The sequence below is a fragment of the Streptomyces sp. NPDC085946 genome (genome assembly GCF_044540485.1).
GTDB lineage: Bacteria > Actinomycetota > Actinomycetes > Streptomycetales > Streptomycetaceae > Streptomyces.
Map to the genome: position 1 here is coordinate 1 of NZ_JBITSF010000030.1, position 16,713 is coordinate 16,713.

General features: G+C 72.5%; 12 protein-coding genes. All 12 read left to right on the forward strand.

Translation table 11 applies throughout. The annotated features are described in order from the left end of the window. Nucleotides 1–12 precede the first annotated feature (12 nt). The gene (locus ACIF8T_RS35430; RefSeq protein WP_400041052.1) at nucleotides 13–960 is read left to right on the forward strand and encodes a conjugal transfer protein; all 948 of its coding nucleotides are present in this window, start codon (nucleotides 13–15) and stop codon (nucleotides 958–960) included. Next, nucleotides 960–1,331, forward strand: coding sequence for a hypothetical protein (locus tag ACIF8T_RS35435; protein WP_400040955.1), 372 nt, complete (start codon nucleotides 960–962; stop codon nucleotides 1,329–1,331). Before ACIF8T_RS35430 ends, ACIF8T_RS35435 begins: the two co-directional genes overlap by 1 nt. Beyond that, complete coding sequence (locus ACIF8T_RS35440) at nucleotides 1,328–1,924, forward strand: hypothetical protein (protein WP_400040957.1); 597 nt, start codon at nucleotides 1,328–1,330, stop codon at nucleotides 1,922–1,924. The genes ACIF8T_RS35435 and ACIF8T_RS35440 overlap by 4 nt, the downstream gene beginning before the upstream one ends. After that, nucleotides 1,921–4,611, forward strand: coding sequence for an ATP-binding protein (locus ACIF8T_RS35445; RefSeq protein WP_400040959.1), 2,691 nt, complete (start codon nucleotides 1,921–1,923; stop codon nucleotides 4,609–4,611). The genes ACIF8T_RS35440 and ACIF8T_RS35445 overlap by 4 nt, the downstream gene beginning before the upstream one ends. Then, nucleotides 4,608–4,964 (forward strand): hypothetical protein, encoded by a 357-nt coding sequence (locus ACIF8T_RS35450; RefSeq protein ID WP_400040961.1) that lies wholly within the window; start codon nucleotides 4,608–4,610, stop codon nucleotides 4,962–4,964. Before ACIF8T_RS35445 ends, ACIF8T_RS35450 begins: the two co-directional genes overlap by 4 nt. Further along, nucleotides 4,964–7,762: a hypothetical protein gene (locus ACIF8T_RS35455; RefSeq protein ID WP_400040963.1), complete on the forward strand. Its 2,799-nt coding sequence runs from the start codon at nucleotides 4,964–4,966 to the stop codon at nucleotides 7,760–7,762. The genes ACIF8T_RS35450 and ACIF8T_RS35455 overlap by 1 nt, the downstream gene beginning before the upstream one ends. Continuing rightward, nucleotides 7,759–8,910 (forward strand): NlpC/P60 family protein, encoded by a 1,152-nt coding sequence (locus tag ACIF8T_RS35460; RefSeq protein ID WP_400040965.1) that lies wholly within the window; start codon nucleotides 7,759–7,761, stop codon nucleotides 8,908–8,910. The genes ACIF8T_RS35455 and ACIF8T_RS35460 overlap by 4 nt, the downstream gene beginning before the upstream one ends. A 248-nt stretch (nucleotides 8,911–9,158) precedes the next feature. Continuing rightward, a complete protein-coding gene (locus tag ACIF8T_RS35465; RefSeq protein WP_400040967.1) occupies nucleotides 9,159–9,554 on the forward strand; it encodes a hypothetical protein in 396 nt (131 codons plus the stop codon). Continuing rightward, on the forward strand, nucleotides 9,530–12,142 hold the full coding sequence (locus ACIF8T_RS35470) for an ATP/GTP-binding protein (RefSeq protein WP_400040968.1): 2,613 nt from the start codon (nucleotides 9,530–9,532) through the stop codon (nucleotides 12,140–12,142). The genes ACIF8T_RS35465 and ACIF8T_RS35470 overlap by 25 nt, the downstream gene beginning before the upstream one ends. An 870-nt stretch (nucleotides 12,143–13,012) precedes the next feature. After that, nucleotides 13,013–13,237 carry a hypothetical protein gene (locus ACIF8T_RS35475; protein WP_400040970.1) on the forward strand — a complete coding sequence of 75 codons (225 nt, stop codon included), beginning with the start codon at nucleotides 13,013–13,015 and terminating at the stop codon, nucleotides 13,235–13,237. A gap of 275 nt (nucleotides 13,238–13,512) precedes the next feature. Next, nucleotides 13,513–14,040 (forward strand): hypothetical protein, encoded by a 528-nt coding sequence (locus tag ACIF8T_RS35480; protein ID WP_400041054.1) that lies wholly within the window; start codon nucleotides 13,513–13,515, stop codon nucleotides 14,038–14,040. Further along, nucleotides 14,037–16,658 (forward strand): hypothetical protein, encoded by a 2,622-nt coding sequence (locus tag ACIF8T_RS35485; protein ID WP_400040972.1) that lies wholly within the window; start codon nucleotides 14,037–14,039, stop codon nucleotides 16,656–16,658. The genes ACIF8T_RS35480 and ACIF8T_RS35485 overlap by 4 nt, the downstream gene beginning before the upstream one ends. The last annotated feature ends 55 nt before the right edge of the window (nucleotides 16,659–16,713 follow it).

Here is a 16,713-nt window from a genome sequence, read left to right on the forward strand (position 1 = left end):
GGGAGTTTGACCATGTCTCCTGGCAAGCAGGCCACCGCACCCGAGCCGGCTGCAGTGGCCGCGGGCGTCCGGCTGAAGAAGATGCACCGCCGCGTGCGCCTGTCGCGCCTGGCCCTGTTCACCGCGATCGCGGCCGGGCCCGTCGCCCTGGGCGTGGCGGTGGTCTCCGGCCCGACCACGGTCGCCGCCACCCCCTCGGCCGCGCCCGCCACGATGCGCACCACGACGGCGGCCGCGGCCGACCCGTCCGGCTATGCGCAGCTGTTCGTCGGTGCGTGGCTGCGCAGCAGCACCGGCGACGCTGCCACTGCGCAGGTCCGGCTTGCGCAGTCGCTGGGACCGGATGTCGAGCTGCCCGATCGGGTCGTCGATGCGTACGATGCGCAATCACGTCTGGAGTCGGTGACCGCGGTGCGCAGTGCGCAGCACGAGGCGGACCGATGGACCGTGACGGTGGCTGCGCAGTACGCGGACGCCTCGGTGCGCTACTTCGCCGTGCCGGTGGCCGCCGGCGACGGTGGCGGCTCGTTCACGGTGACCGGCGCGCCCGGCGTGGTGGCCGGCCCCGGCCGGGCCGCGGTGACGAAGTCGCCGTACGGCGTGACCGTTCCCAAGGGCGAGTTGTCCTCCACGGTCGGGGAGTTCCTGGGCGCCTACCTGACCGGGGCCGGGGAGGTGGAGCGCTACCTCGCACCCGGCGTGCACCTGCCGGCCGTCTCTCCCGCCCCCTACCGCGCGGTCACCGTCCGGCAGGTCCTCGCCGTCGAGGAGGCCGCGGCCGGGGAGAAGGTGCCGGGCGACGGCACCACGGTCCGGGTTCTCGCGCAGGTGGAGGCCCGCGACGCGGCCGGGCGCTGGCCGCTGGCCTACGAGATGGAGCTCACGGCCCGCTCAGGGCGATGGGACGTGGCGGCGCTCGGGCCCGGGTCCGAGTCCGTCAAGAAGGGGGGCCGGTCGTGATGGGGGTGCACGGTGTGGTGCTGGCCGGGCAGCTGGACGATCTCGGCGACAGCTGGATCACCATGTTCGAGGACTGGGCGACCAAGGGCCTGCAGGCCGGCCTGGTCGTGCTGGTCGTCGTCATCATGATCCAGAAGTTCAGCCTGAAGGCCGGGATCGGCGCCCTGCTGCTGATGATCATCGCGCTGGGGCTGTACAACTCCCGCGAGGACCTGGCGGACATGTTCGAGGACGAGGTGAAGAACCCCGCCCAGGGCGCCCCCGCCATCCCAGGCCCCGCCCTCCCCGGCCCCGCGGGCGGCCCTGCTCAGGATGCCGGTCCGCTCCCTCTCTCCCCGGAGCGCTCCGCCGGTGTTGGAGGCGGGCTGTGAGCGCGGCCGCGGGGCGGGTCGGGCGGTTCTACACCGCGGCTCGTCGTCATCCGTGGGTGCTGGGCAAGGTCGCCGACTGGAAGATCCCGCTCGGCCCCTACACCCCGGCGCAGATCGCGGTCGCGGTGGGCGGCGGCTTCCTGCTGGTCAAGACGATCCCGCTGTGGTCGTGGATGGGGCCGGTGCCGATCGTGGCGTGGGTGCTGGCCGTCTGGACGGTGCGCCGCCCGAAGATCGGAGGGCGGGCCCCGCTGCAGGCCGCGCTGGGCTGGGTGCTGCTGGCCTGGCAGCCGCACGGCGGCCGGATCGGCGGGCGCGCCGCCCGCGACCGTGCTGCCCGTGCCCTGCTGGGCGGCTTCACCGTCGAGGGCGCCCCCACCAGCGAGCACGGCGCTGCCCCGTCTTCGTCGTCTGCGGCCGTACCCGATCGGGCCAGGCAGCACGCTGCTGGTCGCGAACCGCGCCGGAGCGCGGTGACCCGCACGCCCACGCCGCGACGTCCGGCGGTACGTGCGCACCGGGAGCCGGTGGGTCCGGTATCGGGGGTGCAGCAGCTGCTCGCGCTCGCCGAGCAGGGCGGGGGTGTGCGGTGAGGGTGCCGATCCGTCACATCGCCGGGCACCTGGTGTGGTCCACGCACGGCAGCGTGTGGGCCGTCTACCGGCTGCACCCCGGCCCCGATGAGCGAGGGCGGCGTGAGGAGACCGTGCAGGGCACCTATGTGCCGGCCGCGGTCCGCGACGAGCAGCTCGCCAGGATCACGCATCTGGTGCGCTCGCTGTCCGGGGCGCCGCGTCTGTTCGGGCTGTGCGCGCAGGTCGATGCCGGGGAGATCGCCCTGCGCATGATCGAGGGCATCGAACCGGTCGGGCAGACGGCGGGCGGGGAGCCGCATCCGTGGGTGGAGAACGTCGGAGCCACCCTGGATCTGCTGGAAGGGCAGGAGATGCACCGCCGCACGCTGTGGCTGGCGGTACCGCTGCGGAGCGATGCCGCGGGTGGTCAGCTGGCTGCCTCGCTGGGAGCGATGTGGGCAGACCTCACCCCGATGCTGGGCATACAGGCCGCCCCGGTGGCCCGGCGCGAGGTGACCGCCTACCGCGAGCAGGCCTCCCGTGTGGAGGCCGCGCTCGCCGGCGGCATCGCCTTCCGCCCGGCCCGCCCGGCGGAGATCGTGTGGATGATCCAGCACGCCCTGCACCGCGGCATGCCCGAGCCGCTGCTGACCGAAGCCGAAACCAGCGAGCTGTACGGCGGGCGGGTCCACGACGGGGTGCTGCACTCCCCCAGCTACGCCGACCTCGGCCAGGTCCGCCTGCAGGAGGGCGGCGTCGACCCCGAGCTCGACGACGTCGACGAGCTGAAGAGCGCAGGCCGGATCACCCGGTCGGGCGGCAAGGCGTGGTGGCGGATCAAGGCATCGTCTCCGCTGCGCAGGCGGTGGCTGCAGGTGGAGTCCGATGCCGGAGTGGGCTACCAGGCGCAGCTGGTGCTCGCCGAGTGCCCGCCCGCGGTCAGCCAGGACGCCGCCGACCTGTTCGCCCAGCTCGAGACCCTCGACTTCCCCGTCGACTACACCATCGACCTCACCCTGGTGCCGGCGGAGAAGGCGCGCGATCAGGTGCGGCGCAAGAAGAACGAGCTGATCGACCAGGCCGACCAGTACGACGCCCGCCCCACCGGCATGCCCGCCTCGCTGACCGAGGCCGCCCGCGACCTGGGCGAGCTGGACGCCCGCCTGTCCCGCACGTCGGTCGAGGTCGAGGTCCAGTCCGTCACCGTGCTGACGGTGTGGGGACCGACCGCCGCGATCTGCGACGCCCGCGCCCGGGCGCTGGCCGCGCTGCTGGGCGGCGCCGACTACCGGGCGGTGCGCCCGGCCGGCCTGCAGGAAGCCCTGTTCACCCTGGGACTGCCGGGCACGGTGCGGCCCGGGGTGGTGCGCGAGTTCACCCAGCACCAGGTCTCCGAGGACTGGGCACTGGGCGGCGCCTTCACCGTGGGCGAAGTCGGCGATCCCAACGGCATGTTCCTGGGGATCGATCTGGACTGCGGCACCACCCGCCCGGTGATGATCAATGTGGCGGATGCGCCGAAGCAGGACGCCTCCGCCTCCATGGGCATCGTCGGCGATCTCGGCGCCGGCAAGAGCGTGCTGGAAAAGCTCATCGCGGAAGCGGTCTGGGCCCGCGGCGGGGTCGCGATCTGCATCGACCGCACCCCGGTGCGGGAGTGGGCCACCTTCGCCCGCACCGCCGCTGCGGGCCGCTGCCAGGTCATCGACGCCGCCCAGGCGGAGGTGTCCATCGACCCGCTGCGGATGTTCGACGGGCCGGAGGGACGGCACTACGCGCTGTCCTACCTGACGCTGCAGCTGGGCATCGGGCCGATGAGCACCAGCGGTGAGGTGCTGCACCATGCCGTGGAGCGGGCCGCCGCCAGCGACGCTCCCTCCATGCACCGCGTGCTGGAGGTCCTGCAGGAGATGGCGACGCGGGAGGCGGGCAAGCGGCAGGACGCGGCCGCCACCCTGGCCGGCCTCATCCGGGTCGTAGCCACCAACCCCCTGGCCCGGATGGTGTTCGACCCCGCCCTGCCGCCGGTGCGGCTGGACGCCTCCGGCGCCTCCGACATGATCGTGATCACGACCACGGGGCTGAAGCTGCCGCCCAAGGCCGCCTTCGACAAGCCCGAGGTGCTGCACCAGCAGCCGCTGGAGGCACTGATCGGCCGCGCGGTGCTCTACCTGATCGCCGCAATCGCCCGGCAGACCGCCTTCGAAGATCCCGAGCGGTTCACCGCGGTGGTGCTGGACGAGCTGTACTGGCTCACTTCGTCGGCCGAGGGCACCGCCCTGGTCCACGAGATCCTCCACGACGGCCGCAAGCACGGCGCCGGCCTGATCGCAGGCTCCCACGACGCCGAAGAACTGGGTCCGGACCGCGGGCTGATGGCCTACCGGGCGCTGGCCCGCACCACCGACCGGGAACGTGCTCGGCGTGGGCTTGAGTTCGTCGGCCTAGACGCCAACGACCCGGAGCTGTTGCGGCTGGTGACCACCGGCCTGTCCCCGGTCGGACAACGCGGCCGGGAGGGCGAGTTCCTGCTGACCTGCCCGCGGCAGAACACCGGCCGGGTCAAGGCCGTCATCCCCCGCATCGAGCGCATCGCCACGTCCATCACCACCACACCGGGACGCCGCACGCCTGCCCCCGCCCCCGCATCCGCGCCGCTCGCCGGCGCCGCTACTGGTGATCGTCCGGAGGAACGCTTCGCATGAGCTCCTTCTCCCCCAGCCGCTCCCGGCGCATCGCCGCCGCCGCGGGCGTCCTCACCGTCATCGCCGTGACCGCCGGCGTGCTCCTCGTGGCTCTCTCGGTGAGCCTGCCGGAGGCCTGGTGGCCGCGCACCGGGCAGGCCTTCGCCGCCGAGGACCATTCCGCCCAGGACGACCCGTGCGGTTTGATCGTGGGTCCGGCCAAGGAGTACTGCACGCAGGGCTCCACGCTCTCTGCCTCGGCCGGGCGCCGCGACGCCGCGGGAGCGCTGTGGAGGCTGGTGCCGGCGGGGGCGGGCCTGGCCGCCCTCGTGATGTGGCGGGGGCGGAGCGCCGCCGGGCGGGAGCGGGGCTGATGGTGCGTGCAGACCGCGGCACGCTGCGCTCGGCCGCGTTCACCCTACTGCTGGCCGGTGTGTTCGTCATGGTCAACGGCCAGGTCGTGTACGCGGCGGGCAGCAGCGGTGAGAGCGAGGGCCTGCTGGCGCCGCTGAACATCACTTCCTCCGAGGGGGTGCCGATCGACGGCTACGAGCTGAATGCCTCCGGCGGGTCCATCGTCGCCTTCAAGACCCAGGCCCTGGCCTTCGCCCTGTCGGGGCTGTTCACGCTGATCCGGCTGCTGGTCGGGCTGGCCGGGTGGGCGATCGAGCTGGCCTTCCGCTTCCCGCTGATCAAGATCCTCACCGATCCGGCGCAGAAGGTCTCCGAGGTCTACGACGAGGTGGTCGTCGACACCCTCGGGGTCAAGGGTCTGCTGCTGATGTGGGCGTTCGTGTTCACCGGTTTCATGCTCGTGCGCGGCCGGATCGGCCGCGGGCTGGGCGAGATGGTCCTGACCCTGGTGATCGCGGCGTTCGCCGCGTCCGCGTTCGTCCGGCCCGACTACCTCCTCGCCCCCGGCGGGCCGCTGGGCCAAGCGCAGCAGGTGGGCGCGGAGGTGGCGCAGCAGAGCGTCAACGCCTACGACTGGGGCGGCAAGCTCGCCGGTCTCGACCCGTGTGAGGGCCTGGCGGGCAACGCGGAGCTCAAATGCCTGGAGCGCGAGGGGGAGCGTCCGGTCTCCGCCGCTGAGGTGGCCCGCCCGTTGCAGGATTCGGTGACCAATGCGCTGATCGTCAAGCCGTACATGCTGCTGCAGTACGGGCGCATCCTCGACCCCGCCAAAGCATCTGACCGCAAGGCGTACGCGGTCCATCTGAAGTGGGTCACCGGCGGCTACCAGGCGGGCGAGGCTTCGCAGGAGGCGAAGGACGCCTGCCGCCTGCTCAGGGGCCCGGCCAAACAGTTCTGCGAACGCGACCACGACGGTGACGGAGCAAAGCGCACGCTGCCGGAGTTCACCCCGGGCGGTGAGCTGCTGGACGCGCCGAATGCGGTGGTCACCGACGAGGACCGCGAGTTCGCCGCGTTCGTCCAGGACATGGGAAAGGCCGGCGATGTGGGCAAGGCGTGTGCCGCCTACGCCAAGAAGCCGACCTGGTGGCGGGTGGGCGGCGCCGCTCTGCTGCTGGTCGCGGCGCTGTTCATCTGCGGCATGCTGCTGGCCAGCGCCATCGTGATGCTCGGCACCCAGGGCGTGTGCGCGGCCGCCGCGGCCGCAGGCAGCGTCGCGTTCGTCGCGGGCATGCTGCCCGGTCCTGCCCGGCAGAGCGTGTGGAAGTGGCTGTCGCTGTGGGGCATCGCGATCCTCGCCCTGGTCGCCGTCTGCGCGTTCGTCCCGTTCTTCGGGATCGCCGTGGACGCCACCATCACCGACGGCCCCGACCTGATGGTCGAGCGGATCCTGCTGCTGGACGTGCTGGCCATCGCCGGCGCGGCCGGCCACCGCCGCCTGCTGACCGGTATCGCCGGCTTCGGTCGGCGCATGGCCCTGCGGATGCGCTACGCCAAGGTCGGCGGCACCCACCTGCCCGGCGACACCTCCGAGCTCAGCGCCGCCCTGGCGATGAACTCCCCGGCCGCGCTCGGCGGATACGGCGGCGGACTGCGCGCCTTCACTAGAGGTGGCGGCCGGTTCGGGATGCTCGGCACCCGGCAGCGCCTCATGGGCGCCCTCACCTCGGTGTTCGACGGTGCGGGCATGCCCCTCGACACCGGACGGATCCTCGCCGACGCCAGCGCCGAGGCCGGGCGCGGACTCGCCCCGCTGGCTGCGGCCGCGGCCGTGGGCGGGGCAGGTGTGCGGGTCGGCGCCAAGAGTGCTCACTGGCTGCTGATCGGCAGGCGGCCGGACCGGGAGCAGCTGGCCCGGTGGCAAAAGCCCACCGCCGACGGCGACCCGCACCCCAGCAGCCCTTCCGGTGGCGGGCCCGACAGCATCGGGCCGGCCGGCGGCGGTCCGGCCGGTGGCCGACCGGCTGGCCCGGGCGGGGGACTGCACAGGCCTGGCGGACCACCCGACCGCTACCGCGACGACGACGGGCAGATCATCGACGCCGCCACGGGTGAGGTGCTGCACGACCAGCACGCCGACCGCACTCTGCTGTCCACCCGCGCCCACAACCGGCTCGTACGCTTTCGCGGCTACCGCATCCTGCACCGCGGCGGCCGCACCGCCTACGGGGCGACCGTCGGCCTGCCCGCCAACGCCCGCCGCGCCCGGGCGGCAGGTTCGCGCTACTCCAGGGACGCCCGTCAGCAGGTGCGGGTGTGGGGCAACACCGTCCGCGAGGACAGCCGGGCCTGGAGCGACACGGCCCGGCAGGTCTCCCGCGTGCTGCGGGAAAACCCCGAAGCGCCGGGCGGACCTGCTCCGTCGGGCGGCCGCCGGCTCCCGACCGCAACGGCGACCGCCCCCGGCCAGCGGCCGAACACCCCGCAGCAGACGGCAGGTTCCGGCAGTGCCGCGCGCGTTTCAGGCTCGGCACCGGGACGGAGCAGCGCGCCAGCGCCGGCGTCTGCGGCTTCGAGCGACGCCGCGCAGGTGAGCGCGCCGACGTCGTCGCCGACCCGGTTCCCGAACAGTTCCGGCACTGGTGCGCAGGGACCGGTGCTTCCCGGCGGTGGCAGCGCGCACAGCGGCGCGCGCGAGGAGGCCCGGGCCCGGATGCAGGAGCTGATGCGCAGGACCGCGCCCGAGGCCGAGCGGCTGCGCCAACAGCGCAGCCAGCAGGAATCGTCCGGGGCGTCCGAGGACGGTGAGCAGGAATGAAGGCGACCCGGCGCCGTGCGGGGCGGTGGGGGTGCATCGGTGCGGTGCTGCTGCTGTCCGCGGTGTGCTGCGCCGCCCCGGTCTCGAACGCGATCAGTGCCTACGTCGCGCTGCGGAGCACTGCGAACGGGGACGGCTCCGTCGTCGACGGCGGCACGGCCGCGGACATCCCGCCGCGCATGCTCGCCGCCTACAAGAACGCCGTGCAGCGGGTGGGCCGGCATGTGCCTCGGTGCCGGGGTATGCGCTGGCCGGTCCTGGCCGGGATCGCCAAGGTCGAGTCCAACCACGCCGCCGGGCGTGCCGTCAGCACGGGCGGGGACATCCGGCCGAAGATCTACGGGGTGCTGCTCAACGGCTCCGGCGCGGGCGGCAACACGACGGTCTTCCCGGACACCGACGGCGGGAAGTGGGACGGCACCGCCGGCGGGGAGCGCGCGGTCGGGCCGTTCCAGTTCCTGCCCTCCACCTGGGAGGGCGTCGGCCGGGACGCAGGCGGCGACAAGCTCGCTGATCCGCACAACGCCGACGATGCCGCGCTCGGCGCCGCGATCTACCTGTGCGGCAGCGGCCGGAATCTGGGCCAGCGCTCCCAGCTGAAGGCGGCGATCTTCCAGTACAACCGCTCCAGCGCATACGTGGCCAACGTGCTGGGCTGGATCGACCAGTACACCGCGGCCGCCAAGAGCCCGGACCTGGGCGACGTGTCCGGCAAGGTCCGCACCGTCATCGAGGCGGCCCTCGCCCAGCGGGGGGTGCCGTACTCGTGGGGCGGCGGCAACGCAGCCGGCCCGTCGTACGGGATCTGCTGCTCGCCCAGCGGCAAGAGCGGCACGGCTATCAAGGGCTTCGACTGCTCGGGGCTGACCACCTACGCCTACGCCAAGGCCGGGATCCGGCTGCCGCGCACCGCCGCCGCCCAGGCCGGCGTCGGGCGGCGCATCCCTACCAGCAGCGGCACCAGCGCCCTGAAACCCGGTGACCTGGTCTTCTACGCCTACGCCCCGGGCCTCGATTCGACGATCTACCACGTCGGGATCTACCTCGGCAGAGGTCAGATGGTCAACGCCCCCCGGCCCGGCACCGTCGTCCGCCTCGACCCGGTCGACGCCATGTCCGGCTACGCGGGAGGAGCCCGCCTGCTATGACTCCATCCTCACCGCGCTCGCTGGCGATCACTGCCGTGGCCCTGGCCGTCACCGGGCTTGTCCTGCTGGTCCTACCGCAGCCACCCAGTGCACCGGTCCTGGCGGATGTACCGACCACCTCGCCCGAGCATTCCTCAGGGCCTGCTGCCGGCCGTCGCTTCACCGGCGGTGCCCCGTCGGCTGTCCACTCGGCTCGCGCGCCTGGCTCTGCACCGACCCCATCGGCGCCGGTATCGGCGCCTGCGTCGATGCTGCCGCCGCGCGGCGAGGGCGCGGCCGGTGACCGGGCCATCCAGGAGGCGCTGGAAGCTGCGTGGCCGGCCGACCTTCCGGCTGGTGATGAGCGGCAGTTGCTGGCGGCCGGGCGTGCTCTGCTGCGCGCGGATGCCACCGGGATGGGCCGCGAGCGGTGGCCCAAGGTCTTCCCCGGCTCCGGCCTGGCGCCGGCGTTCTCTTCCGCCCGGTTTCGCGTCCAGGCCGCCATCGCCCGCCTCGACGGTCGCCCGGACCGGGCGGTGGTGCACCTGGTGTGGGCGGGCGCCGACCGCGGCGGCACCTACAGCGACGGCCGCATCACCGACCTGCACTTCACCCGCACCTCGAAGGAAGGAGTCCCCGCATGGGTCCCGCAGCCCCGCACCTGATCGGCCAAGCCTCCAGTGAGCTGCTCGGCCTGCTCACCAGCCTCGCTCACGCCGCCGGCTGGCTGATCGCCTACTGGTGGGTGCCCGCCGCGGTGGCGGTCGTCTTCTGGGCCGTCGGCGAGGTGGTGGTGCGCTACCTGGCGAGGAAGGCTTCGGCTCAGCGGATGGCGCTGGAGCTGGTGCCCTCGCGGCACTTCGATCCCGGGCTGGAGGAGATCTTCCGTCGCGGGGTGCAGCTGGCCCGGGCCTCCACCTCCATGCCGTGGTGGGCGCCGCGCCGGTCCAAGGCCGTGCAGATCCGGCTGCGTGCGGACGGCTCCAGCCCGCTGCGCTACCGCGTCGAAGGCCCGGCCGGCGCGCAGCGGCTGCTGTCGATCACCCCGTTCGGGCCGGCCGTCACCGTGAAGAAGGCACCTGCCTTGAAGGACAAGCCGCGTAAGCATGTGGTGCGGGCCGAGTTCGTGCTGCGCGGCAAGCCCACCGCTCCGCTGCGCGAAGTTCCCATCGACCCCGACCCGCTCCAGCCGCTCGTCGACGCGGTGTCGGACCTGCGCGCCGAGCTGGGTGACCTCGCCGAGATCCGGCTGGACATCCAGCGCGCCCCGAAGTGGACGCTGCGGGCGCGCCGGGTGCAGCTGATGGCCCAGGCCCGGCGCGCCGAGCGGCGCGAGGCGCAGCGGGCCGCCCGCTGGATACGCCAGGACGCCACCGGCATCGAGGACTCCCTGACCTGGCAGCTGCAGCAGCTGGTCACGGGCAAGCAGGGCGGGGGCGGGCGCCGTCTGGTCATGCCGCCGGTCCCGCGGCGGGTGGAGGCGGCCGAGGCGTTGGGCAAGCTCGCCGAGGACGACCATCTGGTGCGGGTGCAGCTGCTGGTGCTGTGCGCCTCCGACACCGAGGGCCGCGCCCACGCCCGTCTCGCTCAGGTGCAGGCCGCGTTGGACGTGTTCGGTGGTGGTTCGCGGTGGGCGATGCGCGGGTGGCGGCTGGGGCCGTGGCGCCTGGGGGCGGATCGCTGGCCCAGCCGGCGGGGTTTCGAGCGGCGCTGGGCGCTGGGGCACTGTCAGCCGCCGAGGGTGAACTGGGTGCGCTTGGAGGAGTTGACCGGTCTGCTCAAGCCGCCCACCGTGCACTGTCGTCTGCCGCTGCTCGCTGGGGATCTGCCGACCTTCCGGCACGGTAATCCCGAGTTGCTGCTGCAGGGCATCTACACCGGGCCGGACGGACGGCGGCGCCTGGTCGCCACGTACGCGAAGGAGACGTTGTTCGAAGTCGGGGTGGGCAAGGCCGGCGGCGGCAAGACCGAACGCGCCCTGGCGCAGGCGATCGGCTGGGCGCATGCCGGCGGCGGGCTGATGTTCGTCGATCCGCACCGCGACTCCTGGCCGCGTGCGGTGCCATTCCTGGCCCACGACCATCTGGCCGAGCGGATCGCACTGATCGACCTCAACGCAGGCGGGCCTGCGCCGCAGCTGAGTTCGTGGAATCCACTCGGCATGCACCAGGGGCAGGTGGCGCACGAGGTCGTCGAAGCCGTCACCGACGCCTACGCCTCGGCGCTGGGCTGGGACGACGCCAGCGCTCCCCGCGCGCTGACCATCCTCACCGCCGCCGTGGCCGTGCTCGTGGCCATCAACGAGGCCGCCTGCCGAGCCGGGCGACCGGAGGACCAAGCGACGGTTTTCCACGTGCGGGCCCTGCTCACCGACGCCCCTTTCCGCAAGGCGGCGCTCGCGGCGGTGGAAGGCCGGCTGGACGAGGAGACCCGCTCCTGGTGGCGCACGGTGTTCCCGACCCTGCCGCCCGACGCGTTCGCCGTCGTTCTCAACCCGATCGCCCGGCTGGCCGCCAACCCCGTCACCCGCGCCTTCCTCGGCCAGCCGGCCGGCGTCTACAACATCCGCGCCGCCATGGACAGCCGGATGATCGTGTGGGTGTGCCCGGGCGGCAACGGACCCACCGACCGGCTCATCACCGCGCTGCTGGCCCGTGACCTGCTGCGGGCGGTGCGCTCCCGTCGCGACATCCCCGAAGAGCGGCGGGTGCCGTTCCGGGCGTACTTCGACGAGCTGATCACCCTGACGGGTGCGGCTCCGGAGACCATCGCCGCGATGTTCGAGGACTTCCGCAAGTACAAGGTGCACGTCCACGGCATGACCCAGCTGCTGGCCCGCCTGCCCGGCGCGGTGCGGCTGTCACTGGTGCAGAACGCCTCCACGCTGGCTTCTACCGCGGGCTCGCAGTCCGCCGTCGCTCCGATCACCTCGGAGTGGGGTGACAACCCCGGTCCCGACGTCGTCGCCGCCCTGGACCGCTACGAGCACTACATGTCGCTGACCGTCCACGGCCGCCGCATCGGACCTGTCCGGATCACGGGCCCTCACCTCGATGAGGTCTTCGCCGACCAGGCCCGGCCCCGTCAGGCGGCCGCCCTGGAACGCTCGGCTCGCACGGTGGCCGGCGCCGCACCGCTGACCCAGCTCACGGCCCGGGCCGCCGGCCAGCTCAACCGGGTGGACGGCTTCCTCACCCAGCACGCTGCCACTGCCCTGGCAGCAGGCTGCGACCAGCCGAGGGGATACCAGTGATCACCGCTATAACCGCTGTTACCACTGCGGTGGCCGCCGCAGCCAGGCCGCTGCGGCCCGCCATCGAACCGCTGCCGCGCCAGCCGTTCACCGTGCTCGCCCCCGCACCGCACAGCCACCACCGGCCGGCTCTACAGTTTTCGGCGCCCGGCCGCTGCTCGCCAAGCTTCCTCCCAGCCGCTCAACCGGCTGCGCCGCCACGGTCTGATCGACTGTGGCGTGCTACCGCGCTCCAAGGGGACACGCGCCTGATATCTGACGAGCGAGGGCGCGCGGCTGACCCGAGGTTTCGCGCCGCTGCGCGGCCGCCTGCCCTACCCGCGGCTCGAGAGCCGCCGCGTGGACAGCGCTGACCGGCGGCACTTCACGGTCAAGGGCCGAGCCGGGACCGTGCAGGACACAGCCAGCGGCCACACCACTCAGACCAGCCCACCTGCGGAACCAGCCAGCCGTATCACCCTGGCCACCTGCATCTCCTCCCTTCTCCTGCCCCGCATGCACGGGTACGGCGGGAAAGCCCGCCGCCCGCTTCCCGGGTATGCATCCGTGAAGACTTTGTCTGGCAGGACCGGGCCGCCGGCAAAGACCGCGGGCACCTGCACGTCCTGGAACAGGCGGCAGGAGCCCGGCCGTCTGTGCGCTATCCCCGCAGCCGGCATCCGCTTCAAAGCCGCGCGACGTGCCCTGCCGGGCGCCCTCGCTGCCGACGGATTGCGCGGGTGGCCTAAATATGCCCACCGGCCGGGACACGCCCGGAGCACGATCAACAAACCCTTGAACTTTGCACAGGCGAACTCTAGATTGCTGTCACGTGCATCCCGCACGCATCACAACTCCCCTGACTTCTCATGGATTTGGAGAAGGCACGTCATGCACACCGCCCCTGCCGTTCACACCCCCAACCGGCCGCCGCAAGAAGGCTGGCCGACCCGCACCCGCACGATCACGCACCTGAACAACGCGTGGGTGGTGCACTCCCACGGCGAGGACTTCGACCCGGACGACTTAACTCTGGTGCGCCGCCGCTTCCCCGGCCGGCACGTCACCCTCGACGGCGACGTCATCACCGTCTGGCCCCACCCCAGGGAGCTGTGATGACGCACATACCCCTCCACGGGTCAACGGGCGCCGCGCAGACCGCCCGACGCCTGCCACTCCCACCGCCTTGCGGCACGCCCCGGCAGCAGCCGGCCGCCGCCGCAGAACACGGCACCGCCCCAGAACCGGCCCCGGCCGCCAGCCACGAACCGGCCACCGCACCGCGAGGCGCAAGGGTGCCGGTCCGCCAGCGTGCCGGTAGCAGTCCCGTGCAGATAGCCGCAGGCTTCGCCAGCCGGGCTGTTACGGCCCGGGCCGCCCGGCGCTTGACCGTGTTCATCGTGCTGGCCGGGCTGCTGACGAGCATCGCCGGCTGCTCGGCTCAGACCTCCCCCGACATGGCCGGCGCCGGCCACGACCGCCCCACCGCCAGCCCTGCTCTTTCCGCCAGCCCTCGGTCGGCGCCCCTGGCCACCCTGAACGGTCCGCGCCACTTGCGCCTGACCCTCACCTCCGCACTACGGGACACCGGCGGGTTCATCACGGTGCGCGGCACACTGGCGAACACCGCAGCCACCACCACAGTCGTGCCGGCCCACCTGTCGGGCAACGAACCCAACATCGTCAAGCACGGCCCCTCCTTCGGCGGCGCCACCCTCGTGGACTTCACCGGCGGCAAGCGCTACTACGTGCTGCGCGACACCGAAGGACGCCCGCTGACCACCACCGGCCTGTCCGTGCTCAAAGCACGCGAGACCGCCCCCGTCTACATGCAGTTCCCCGCCCCGCCGTCCCGCACCCGCCAGGTCACCTTCCAGCTCCCGCAGTTCGACACCGCCACCATTGCGATCTCCGGATGAGCACCCCCATGACGCCCTCCCCCACCCGCGGCATCACCACACAGCTCACCATCTGCATCGCGGCCGCTGTCATCACCGTCACCGCCGGCACGCTGCCCGCCCAGGCCTATCCCGTCGGACCCGTCGCGCCCACGCCCCCGCCGTCCGCACCACCGGCCCCATCTCTCAACCCCCGCGATCCGGACCTGCAGCTGCCCGCCCACCACCGGCTGGCCCGGCCCAAAGTCCTCGACCTCGACCAGCGCCGGCTCGGCCTCACCCAGGTCATCACCACCGGCACCGCCAGCCCTTCGCCCCAACCCCGGCCCTTCCCGGCCCATCAGCCGGCCAGCCGCCCTCAGCCGGGCCACACCGGGCACAACGACGCTGCTCCAGGCACGTCGGGCACTTTTGCGCCGGCCTCCCCGCAGCCGTCGGCCGCCGCACCGCCGACCGGCACTGCCACACCCCAGCCGACAGCCGAAGGACGCCACGGGCCCCAGCTGCGCACCATGATCGGCCTTCTCGCTCTCCTGGCCGCCGCTGTCACCGGCGCTCTTGCAGTGCGCATCCTGCTGCGGCGCCGCCGCACCCCCGGCAGCACCGCCACCGCACCGCAAGCCAGGTCCGGGGCTCACCTGCCGACCGCACCGGACGGCCTCGCCCGCCTGGACACGGCCCTGCGCACCCTGACCCACCGCCTGACCTCAGACGGCGAGCAGGATCTACCGCAGCTCAAGGCCGCGCGCATCGGCGCCCATCACCTCACCGTCCTGCCCGAGAACCAGGCCCAGCGTCCCCTTGAACCCTTCCACGCCGGACCCGACGGCTGGTGGCAGCTGCCCAGCGACGCCGACCTGCTAGACGAAGAAACCGCCCGCACGGTGCCCGCTCCGTATCCGGCGCTGGCCACCATCGGCACCACCCCGGCAGAAGGCCAGGATGCGCTGCTGCTGCTCAACTTCGCCCACCCGCCGGCGCTGCTCCTCGACGGCGACCTACCGCACGTCAGGGAAGTCCTGACCGCACTGGTCCTGGAACTCATCACCAGCCCCTGGGCGGCCGACACCGACATCATCACCGTCGGCTTCGGCGAGGACCTGCCGCACCTGACCCCCGCCCCCCGCACCACCCACCTGCCGCAGGCCACCGACGCCGTGTCCGAAATAAGCGCACGGCTCCTCGAAGCCAGCCAGCTCCCCCGCCCAGGCCGCCGGCCCCACCTGCTGCTCAGCGCACTGCCCCTGAAGGATGATCTTGTCGCTCACATTGCCGACCTCGCCGACAAAGCCGCACCTCTCCCGCTCACCCTCATCGCCCCGGGCCATGCCGCTGCCCTGCATTTCCCCCAGGCACTGGTGCTCAACGCCTCACTCGACGAACCACAGCCGCTCGACCATCTCAATGCCACGGTGACCGTCCAGCGCCTCACCGACCACGCCTACCAGCACCTCACCAAAACCCTCAAACCCGCCGTACGGCCCGCGCAGCCGAACGAGTCGCAGACGCAGGACGGCCCTCATGCCCGCACACCGGCACCGGCACCGGCCCGACCAGCACCACAGCAGCGCATCATCTCCACCGGCAGGAAAATCGTCACCGGTGAAGTTCCGGGACCGGCAACAACCGGTCACAGAGCCAACGACAGCGACGAAATCTTCCCCGCCCTGCGCGCCGCGACCCCTCAGACCACCTCGCCGCTCTCCACCGCTGCCAACCTGTCCGACGGGGAAGCCGTCACACCCGCCGCCTCAGCCGATTCCAAAGCCGCACGGTGCCCCACCACCGCACTCCTTCGAACAGGACGAGGTGGCCCGACAGGAGACACCGCCGCGGCCGGCAGCGCGCACCCCGAGCAGAACACATCCGACCGCACCACTGATCAGGAGCAGGGGCCCGAGGTCAGGGTCCTGGGACCAGTGGATGTCACCGGCGTCCGGCCCAGCGGCCACGGCCCTCGCACCGCCCAACTCGCCGCCCTGCTCTACTTCAAGGGAGGTCGCAGCGCCGACGAACTGTGCACCAGCATGGACCCCGACAGCCCTTGGTCGACGAGCACCCTCAACGCCCGGCTGCAGGGCCTGCGCCGCTCCCTCGGGAACGACCCGGACGGCAACCCGTACGTGCCCCGCCGCAGCCATGGCGAAGACCCCTACCGCCTCTCTCCCCGTGTGCGCTGTGACTGGACCCGCTTCCTCCACCTCGTCGAACACGCTTTGCCGCTGGGGACCGCAGGGCTGACGGATCTCGAGAAGGCGCTCACGCTGGTGCGAGGCAAACCATTCGGGGGCAAACCCCTGTCGTGGGCCGAACCCCTCGCCCAGGAGATGACCACCCGGATCATCGATGTCGCCCACACCGTGGCCACCCACCGCATCCCCGCCGGCCCCCACCAGAACCTCAACACGGCCCGGCAAGCAGTGGCGACCGCACTGGAGGTCGACGAGACAGCAGAGCTGATCTACCGGGACTGGCTCCGGCTCGAAGCCGCAGCCGGAAACCGGCCAGGGCTGCACACCGCTCTCTCCCGGCTCCAGCACGTCCACCACACCCTGGGCGTCCCACCCGAGAACGAAACGGAACAACTCATCGATCAGTTACTCGCCAACTCCTCAATACCTCCCGCACCGCAGCGATGAATTCGACACGGCCCTCACGCCCCCTACACTCCGACCGCGCCGCAGCCCGACTCCA

Bases quoted from the DNA above. Each gene is read 5' to 3' on its own strand.
- ACIF8T_RS35430 (WP_400041052.1), top strand. From the start codon at position 13: ATGTCTCCTGGCAAGCAGGCCACCGCACCCGAGCCGGCTGCAGTGGCC.
- ACIF8T_RS35435 (WP_400040955.1), top strand. From the start codon at position 960: ATGGGGGTGCACGGTGTGGTGCTGGCCGGGCAGCTGGACGATCTCGGC.
- ACIF8T_RS35450 (WP_400040961.1), top strand. From the start codon at position 4,608: ATGAGCTCCTTCTCCCCCAGCCGCTCCCGGCGCATCGCCGCCGCCGCG.
- ACIF8T_RS35455 (WP_400040963.1), top strand. From the start codon at position 4,964: ATGGTGCGTGCAGACCGCGGCACGCTGCGCTCGGCCGCGTTCACCCTA.
- ACIF8T_RS35460 (WP_400040965.1), top strand. From the start codon at position 7,759: ATGAAGGCGACCCGGCGCCGTGCGGGGCGGTGGGGGTGCATCGGTGCG.
- ACIF8T_RS35465 (WP_400040967.1), top strand. From the start codon at position 9,159: ATGCTGCCGCCGCGCGGCGAGGGCGCGGCCGGTGACCGGGCCATCCAG.
- ACIF8T_RS35470 (WP_400040968.1), top strand. From the start codon at position 9,530: ATGGGTCCCGCAGCCCCGCACCTGATCGGCCAAGCCTCCAGTGAGCTG.
- ACIF8T_RS35475 (WP_400040970.1), top strand. From the start codon at position 13,013: ATGCACACCGCCCCTGCCGTTCACACCCCCAACCGGCCGCCGCAAGAA.
- ACIF8T_RS35485 (WP_400040972.1), top strand. From the start codon at position 14,037: ATGAGCACCCCCATGACGCCCTCCCCCACCCGCGGCATCACCACACAG.